Origin of the sequence: Brucella sp. NBRC 14130, assembly GCF_040371715.1 — a bacterium.
GTDB classification, from domain to species: Bacteria; Pseudomonadota; Alphaproteobacteria; order Rhizobiales; family Rhizobiaceae; genus Brucella; species Brucella intermedia.
In genome coordinates, this window is record NZ_BAABTE010000042.1 from 1 (window position 1) to 6,190 (window position 6,190).

The following is a 6,190-nucleotide window of genomic DNA, read 5'->3' on the forward strand; positions in this document are numbered from 1 at the left end:
GACAGACCCCGCTGCCGTCCCACCAGACGATCCGGACACGGTCCGCCCGTTTCGATCTGAACACGTAAAGCGCGCCATTGAACGGGTCGAGGCCGCCTTCCCGCACCAGCGCCATCAAGGATGCGGCTCCCTTGCGGAAGTCGACCGGCTGGCACGACACGTAAACCACAACGCCGGAAGCGATCATGCCTTGCGCACCGCGCCGATAATTCCCGCCAACTGATCCGGATCAATATCCCCGCGCACCCGCACAACGACATCACCCAGAACGATCTCTACGGTCGCGCTGCCGCCCGTCTCAAAGCGCGCGAACTTCACCGGCTCGCTTTCCGACATGGTTCGACCGCCCAATGGCACCGTCAATGGCGCCATCGCCCCCGAGGAAAGGGCCTTCCTGCGCCATGCGTAGAGTTGCGACACGTCCAGTTCATAGGCGCGCGCAACCTCCGCCACCGTCCCTCCCGGCGAAAACGCTTCCGCCACAAGCCGCGCTTTCTCGTCATCAGACCAATGCCGCGGCGAACGTCGCGACGGCGTCGCCGTCAAAACTTCGAATGTCCGAACCTGATTCACCTTGTCGCTCATATGACTCTCCGCATGACTCATGCAGAAAATGAGCTTCCACCGACAAACGCGCTACGTGGGTTTGCCTCACCGCTTACTGTGTTTCAGAGCTGTGTGCGGTTGATCGCATTAGTTTGACAGTTTTGTCGATGATTCGAGAAGCTAAGCGTGGCCTCGCGCGACTCCAAAGTATAGCCACGCGAAGACGGCCGGAGAGTGCGAAGCTGAGGGTGAGTCGACATGCCGCCTCTGCTGGGTCGACTCCATCAAACGGCAACCTAAGGGGTGGAAGCGCAGTGATAAAGAAGATCAGCCCTGGAGAAGCCTATCGCAAATTGTCGAAATTGCCGGGCTTTGAGGCCGACGAGGACGGCATGGGCCACAAGATCGACAGCCTCCGGTGCAGAGTGTGGATACGGAACGCGCGGGCCGGCGATGAAGTTTTTGAAAGTGAAAGCTTCGGTTCCCTCAACATTTCGGAAATGTATCGTCGGTTTGCCGGACAAGAGGGCCGGCCGTGGGAGTTGGCGATAGCGGACGCGGTCAATAATACCGCGAGGTCTGAAATCAACACGACCTACGCGAAGTCTATTCCAAAGGCACGGCTGCAAGAACCGATTATCATCGCGTTCGCGTCGGATGGCTGGCATGTAATCGATGGCTCCCATCGAATACACCGCCTCGCGGCACTTCGCAAAAAATCTGTCTTCGCATGGCCGGCAACGCCCGCGCTCCTGCGGGTCGCTCGCATCCGAAAGTTCGTCATGGGTCTCGACGGCACTTGGAGGGATGACGACACGGTCGCTCAAGCTCGTTTCGAGCATGAGATGCGAGGTGCGGAGCAGTTCCTGAATAGGATGCAAGCAACTATGGCGTCTCGCCAGAATGGCCGGTGATCTGGATGAGCGCGCAAGCAACGAGCATACTGGTGGTCGAGGTGTCGCCCGAAGTCAAAAGGTTGCCTGCCGGGTGCGGTCGTTTTCTTTACACGATGGCAGGAGTTCTGGGGACGAGGCGACGTGCCGTAACCCCTCCGCCGTCTCGGGCAAGGACTTCGATGAGGGCAGAGTTCGGTCCGTTGACGAAGAGATTGTGGAAAACGGATTCAAACTTCGCATGTGAGAACGTCATCTCCGGAAGCTTGATGTCCGCCAGTGTGCCAGCGAGATAGTCGGCAACCCGAATGAATTCAGCGTACTCGTTCTTTCCGTCCCATCCTGGTAGCCCGAAGAGAAATTCCGGCTCGAGGGCGTCCTGACCGTTCATCATCCGGTGAAGATGGAAATAGAGGAAGGCGAGGTCGAAGGCTACCTTGTCGTGTTTGTCGAACATGGCATCTCGGTCGCTGATCCAGCGAATGAATTTCGGCTTCTTCTTGGCAGCCAGATGCCGGCAAACGATCGAGGCAAAGGCAGCGCAGAGGAGGATCTGCCGAGCCAGATTGGAGTTTCGGGAGCGCCTTTTCATCTCGGTAAGGAAGCTTGCCAGCCGCTTGTCCACTGCCCGGTAGTGATCGGCCTTCTGCGGGATCATGGTCGCCAACTGCGAGACGATTTCCCGCATATCCTCAAGAGCGGCGCAGATGTTGTCGTCGGTCATGTAGTCCCGGAGCAGCTTCGATTTCTTCTCGACCAAGTAGCTGATGCTGAAGACCACAGGACATCTCAGATACGAGATGAGGCCTTCCGAGGATGACCGGGATCCCTTAATGTCGCTTGGAGCTACCGCTGCAATGTATTCCGCGATGTTCGCCTGAGTGTCGTGATTGAGAACGATCGCGAACGAAAAGCTGTCGTTCGACTTGTTCGGGTCTCCGATGCAATAGTCAGAGAAGACGTTCCACGCTACCCCTTGAGGAAATTGGTCAAACCATGCCTCAAGATCGGCCGTGATGGTCCGGTACACGGTATCGAGAAGGTTGATCAATTCGAACATGCCGCTCTCACTTCATGCCCGAGGGCTTGGGCTTGTATCCAGGCATGCTGCCAAGGATCTGTGTGGTACGATCCTCGATCTCCGGATCTACCGCCTTCGCGTCCCTGAAGCCGCCATGCACTCGCTTCAGCCCGTAGGCCTCGCAAACCTTGCTGGAAAACAGGCGGTGTAGCTCTTGCGTGTCGTCGATGTCGAAGGACTGGACTTCACCGGAGACGATGACGAAGACCTCGTGAGGTTCGAGGCTGCTATTGTCCACAAGCACGACTTCGTCCGCGATCTTCAGGGCCTCGGATAGCTTTGCCAGCGATCCCCTGTGCCGTCTCCGGATGTCATCCTCAGGGATGTTGTGACCGCCCTTCAGCACACGCTGCCTGACGCGCTCGATATTCGTCTCGACGGAATCCAGAGCAGTGTAATATAGGCCGACCGTGAACCCGGCCGCTTTCGCATCGCGCATCAGCCGGAGGGACTGCTGGCTGCTCAATGTGGTCTCAAAGATGAAAGACTTCCGGGTCTCAATCATCCGAGCGATCTTGTGAAGCGCTGCCTCCGAAGCTCGCCGTTCCTTCGACTTGCCGTCGTCGGTTTCGGACATAGTTTTCGCGATCTCGTCAGCGTTGATCCACTCGCCTTCGAGGTTCAGCTTAGGGAAAGCGGAGGACTTGCCGGAGCCGTTCGGTCCTGCGAGGAGGATGCATGACAATTCCGGCATGAAGCGATTGCTACCTCACGGTAGCATGAGCGCGTTCCTTGCGCTCGGATTTGGCCTGCACCTTCGCCTCGTTCTGGCGATCCTTGGCGGAAATCGCAAGGCCAAGACGGCGGCTCTCAGCAAGAGCTTCCCGGCCGATCTGCTTGAGGGCATCCTTGTTCTCACGGTATTTCTTCAACAGCATGATCGATCTCCTTTCCGTGCCGGGAATATAGCGCTTCATGACCTCGGCTGCAAATTTCGCGTGTTTCAGGTTCCACTGGCCGCAAGATCCTGAACCACCCTGCAAGGCTGAACATGGGCGATTGCTTCACCTATCCCTGTGCGCGAGCATACCGGACCCGGATTGCTTTTAAGGGTGACGACTTCACTTTTACCGACCTCGGTTGGCATAGCCATTAGAGCATTTCCAGCAAAAGTGCGTAGCGGTTTTGCGTCCGGAATTGCGCGAAAACAATAGGTTAGAGCGTTTTCGCGATTCGAAGAAAAGCGGAAACGCTCTAGCAGTGGCTGAGACCTATTTTATCGGCTTGCAGATCAGCGGCCGTAACTCCTGCACGATCACTCCCGCTTTCGGCGATAGCATCGCGCCGATCCAGTTTTCCGAAAATGTTCCGGCCGCATCGGCCGGTGAAAGCCAGATCACCTCGTTCGTATCGAGTTCGATCTTCACCTCGCTGCCGATCGGACTGCCGGCGACGGTCTGCACATAGTGGCGCTTGATCGGATGGGTCTTTCCCTGCGGATCGATCCACTGGTTCTCGCGATAGGCGACGGCGATCGTCCCCGCCTCCCCGCTCGATGCGCAATCGGTCGCCCGCTCGCATCGAATGACCGTCGAAAACGCGCAGGACCAGGTGAAGCCGCTGCGCCACATTGGATTGTCTGCAGCCGACGCCGTGGACGCCGCCAGGAGCAGCGCTGATATCACCGGGTACTTCAAGATGTTGATCCCCTTTTGTCCGAATGCCGTGTTCGGCATGAAACACCTAGGGGCGGTAATTAAATATAGTTTACGAAACGCGCAACTGCGTCAGCACGGCGGCGAAGCCGTGCGGACGATCTATGTCAACCGTCGCTGGATTTGACACCCATCATCAGCTCTTGCAGCGGAACCTTCAAATTCGTGCTGATCCGGGTGATGACCTGCAGGGAAGGGTTCGCTGTCGCGTTGAGAATAGCGAAATAAAAGGGACTGGTGATCTCACAGACGCGCGCCATCTCTTTTTTTGTCAGCTCACGCTTCTCCCGCTCGCGCTCCATGACCATCGCCATGTTTCGCAGGATCATCGTGCCAAGATCAGTGTCAGGCTTCTTACGCTTGCTCGCCATCGTCGGATAAACTATAATTTACGAATTAGTATGTTGGATGAGAAGGTTGCCGATGTCTGCCAAAGCCACACCCGTCAACGTCATCGTCGGAATGCTTCTGACGGCCGCCGTGTTTCCCTCCCCGGCTTTCGCAAGCGAGTGGGGTTGCGAAGTCCTGCTGTGCGCTTCGTCGTCCAATCCATCCTGGAGGGGCGTGCCCGCGTGCCATCCGCCGATGAACCGGCTGATCTCCGCGATGAAGAAACCGGGGTTCGATTGGCCGACCTGCCCCGAAGGAGGCACGGGAGCGCCGGGCTACGAGAGGTATGCGGAATGCCCGGAGGGCTATCAGGTCGGAAGCAGCAGGGACCGCAATGGCTTCGCCAGGAACGGCGACTTGTGCGTCAAGACAGTCAACGTTTGCCAGGGCAATACGCACGGTCTCTATAACTCTGATCGGCAGCGAAGCTGCATACAAACGGTCTCCATGTCCCGACCGCTCAGGTCAGAGCCTTACTATTTCGACATCAAGAATGACACCTCTGGCCAAACCGAGCGGCATTGGTTCGAGTTGCACAAATAAACGGTTTCGAGCAGTTAAGGAAGGTTTAAATCCATGCGAACCGTCAACCGTCACACCCTTCTTGGCCATGTGGGCAATATGATACCGCTCAAAAATGTGCTGAAAGTGAACATCGCGACCAATCGCGAATGGATGGCGGATGGGGATCGGAAAAACGCGACCGACTGGGTCCAGGTGACGATCCTCGACAAGAAACAGGCCGAGTGGATCGAACGCAACGTCGGGCAAGGCGACCTCGTCTATGTCGAATCCCGGATCTCGAATTCCAGCTATGAACGCGACGGGGAGCAGGTCTACACGACCGACGTCATCGCACAGCTCTTCAACCTGGTTTCAAAAAGCCGAGTGCATGATCATTCCTAGACGCGTTTGATCGGATCGAGGGCCACCGACCGCCTCCGGCCAGTGCCACCTACCCCAGCGATATGCGTCTCTCCTGAGACCCTTTGTTTTGACGTACCAAGTTTGGTACATGTACAGCAAGGATCGATCCTTGGAAGAAGTTACCGAGAAGGCTCCACCTCTGCCCGCATTAAAGCTGGAGGAACAACGGATGAGCGGCGTGAAATGAACACGGAAATCGAACGCGGTTCTCTCGGCGACTCCTTCGAGGATTTTCTGAAAGAACAAGGCACCTACGAGGAAACCACCGAACACGCCATCAAAAGGGTGCTCGCGTATCAGCTTGAACAGGCGATGAAAGAGCAGAACATAGGCAAGGCCGAGATGGCGAAGCGGCTGCACACCAGTCGATCGCAGCTCGACCGGCTTCTTGACCCCGACTATCAGGGCGTAACTCTTGCCGTGCTGGCCCGCGCTGCCAATGCCGTCGGTCGCAGGCTTCACCTGGAACTCGTCTGATCACTGATACGGACGCGCCCACCCCCTCGCATGGGGGTGGGCTACCGGCGATCGAGATCCTGCGCTCCTCGTACTGCCCGTCGTCCGATGGAGCAGCCCGTTTTCCAGCCGCAGCGCCGTGAGACGGCGCGGCCGCGGCCGCAGCGAACCGGCCGTGCCGGTGAGCGGAGCAGGCGGAGGAAACCCGCGCTCCCCAATAGCGCCGTAGGGTTTTCCGGAGC

The 6,190-nt window shown here is 57.5% G+C and carries 11 protein-coding genes and 1 pseudogene; 5 read left to right on the forward strand and 7 right to left on the reverse strand.

Annotation, left to right across the window (positions count from 1 at the left end):
* Together tnpB and tnpA are read right to left on the reverse strand one after the other, a co-directional pair.
* The coding region (tnpB, locus tag ABWW28_RS27155) for an IS66 family insertion sequence element accessory protein TnpB (protein WP_353392029.1) at nt 1-187 on the reverse strand (187 nt) is incomplete at its 3' end.
* A complete protein-coding gene (tnpA, locus tag ABWW28_RS27160; protein WP_037405095.1) occupies nt 184-585 on the reverse strand; it encodes an IS66-like element accessory protein TnpA in 402 nt (133 codons plus the stop codon). The genes tnpA and tnpB, both read right to left, overlap by 4 nt.
* 275 nt (nt 586-860) lie before the next feature.
* Here tnpA and ABWW28_RS27165 point away from each other — a divergent pair, with 275 nt between their 5' ends.
* A complete protein-coding gene (locus tag ABWW28_RS27165; RefSeq protein ID WP_353392935.1) occupies nt 861-1,460 on the forward strand; it encodes a hypothetical protein in 600 nt (199 codons plus the stop codon).
* Between the two features lie 88 nt (nt 1,461-1,548).
* Here ABWW28_RS27165 and ABWW28_RS27170 read toward each other — a convergent pair whose 3' ends face one another.
* Genes ABWW28_RS27170 through ABWW28_RS27180 form a run of 3 tightly spaced genes read right to left on the reverse strand, consistent with a single transcriptional unit; the run spans nt 1,549 to nt 3,398 of the window.
* Nucleotides 1,549-2,499 (reverse strand): hypothetical protein, encoded by a 951-nt coding sequence (locus tag ABWW28_RS27170; RefSeq protein ID WP_353392937.1) that lies wholly within the window; start codon nt 2,497-2,499, stop codon nt 1,549-1,551.
* A gap of 7 nt (nt 2,500-2,506) precedes the next feature.
* The gene (locus ABWW28_RS27175; protein ID WP_353392939.1) at nt 2,507-3,214 is read right to left on the reverse strand and encodes an ATPase; all 708 of its coding nucleotides are present in this window, start codon (nt 3,212-3,214) and stop codon (nt 2,507-2,509) included.
* 10 nt (nt 3,215-3,224) lie between these two features.
* Nucleotides 3,225-3,398 (reverse strand): hypothetical protein, encoded by a 174-nt coding sequence (locus tag ABWW28_RS27180; protein WP_353392941.1) that lies wholly within the window; start codon nt 3,396-3,398, stop codon nt 3,225-3,227.
* An 83-nt stretch (nt 3,399-3,481) separates the two neighbouring features.
* On the opposite strand from ABWW28_RS27180, the pseudogene ABWW28_RS27185 reads away from it, so the two are divergent.
* Nucleotides 3,482-3,616 (forward strand): annotated as a pseudogene (locus ABWW28_RS27185) (type II toxin-antitoxin system VapC family toxin); the annotation flags it as partial.
* A 115-nt stretch (nt 3,617-3,731) separates the two neighbouring features.
* Here ABWW28_RS27185 and ABWW28_RS27190 read toward each other — a convergent pair.
* Nucleotides 3,732-4,196: a hypothetical protein gene (locus ABWW28_RS27190; protein WP_353392943.1), complete on the reverse strand. Its 465-nt coding sequence runs from the start codon at nt 4,194-4,196 to the stop codon at nt 3,732-3,734.
* 86 nt (nt 4,197-4,282) lie between these two features.
* Nucleotides 4,283-4,489 carry a helix-turn-helix domain-containing protein gene (locus ABWW28_RS27195; protein WP_353392945.1) on the reverse strand — a complete coding sequence of 69 codons (207 nt, stop codon included), beginning with the start codon at nt 4,487-4,489 and terminating at the stop codon, nt 4,283-4,285.
* Nucleotides 4,490-4,598: 109 nt separating this feature from the next.
* On the opposite strand from ABWW28_RS27195, the gene ABWW28_RS27200 reads away from it, so the two are divergent.
* The 3 genes from ABWW28_RS27200 to ABWW28_RS27210 all read left to right on the forward strand — a co-directional run bounded on the left by ABWW28_RS27200 (nt 4,599) and on the right by ABWW28_RS27210 (nt 5,969).
* On the forward strand, nt 4,599-5,108 hold the full coding sequence (locus ABWW28_RS27200; RefSeq protein WP_353392947.1) for a hypothetical protein: 510 nt from the start codon (nt 4,599-4,601) through the stop codon (nt 5,106-5,108).
* 33 nt (nt 5,109-5,141) lie between these two features.
* On the forward strand, nt 5,142-5,471 hold the full coding sequence (locus ABWW28_RS27205) for a single-stranded DNA-binding protein (protein WP_353392949.1): 330 nt from the start codon (nt 5,142-5,144) through the stop codon (nt 5,469-5,471).
* Nucleotides 5,472-5,675: 204 nt separating this feature from the next.
* Nucleotides 5,676-5,969 (forward strand): helix-turn-helix domain-containing protein, encoded by a 294-nt coding sequence (locus ABWW28_RS27210; protein ID WP_353392950.1) that lies wholly within the window; start codon nt 5,676-5,678, stop codon nt 5,967-5,969.
* Nucleotides 5,970-6,190: the final 221 nt, after the last annotated feature.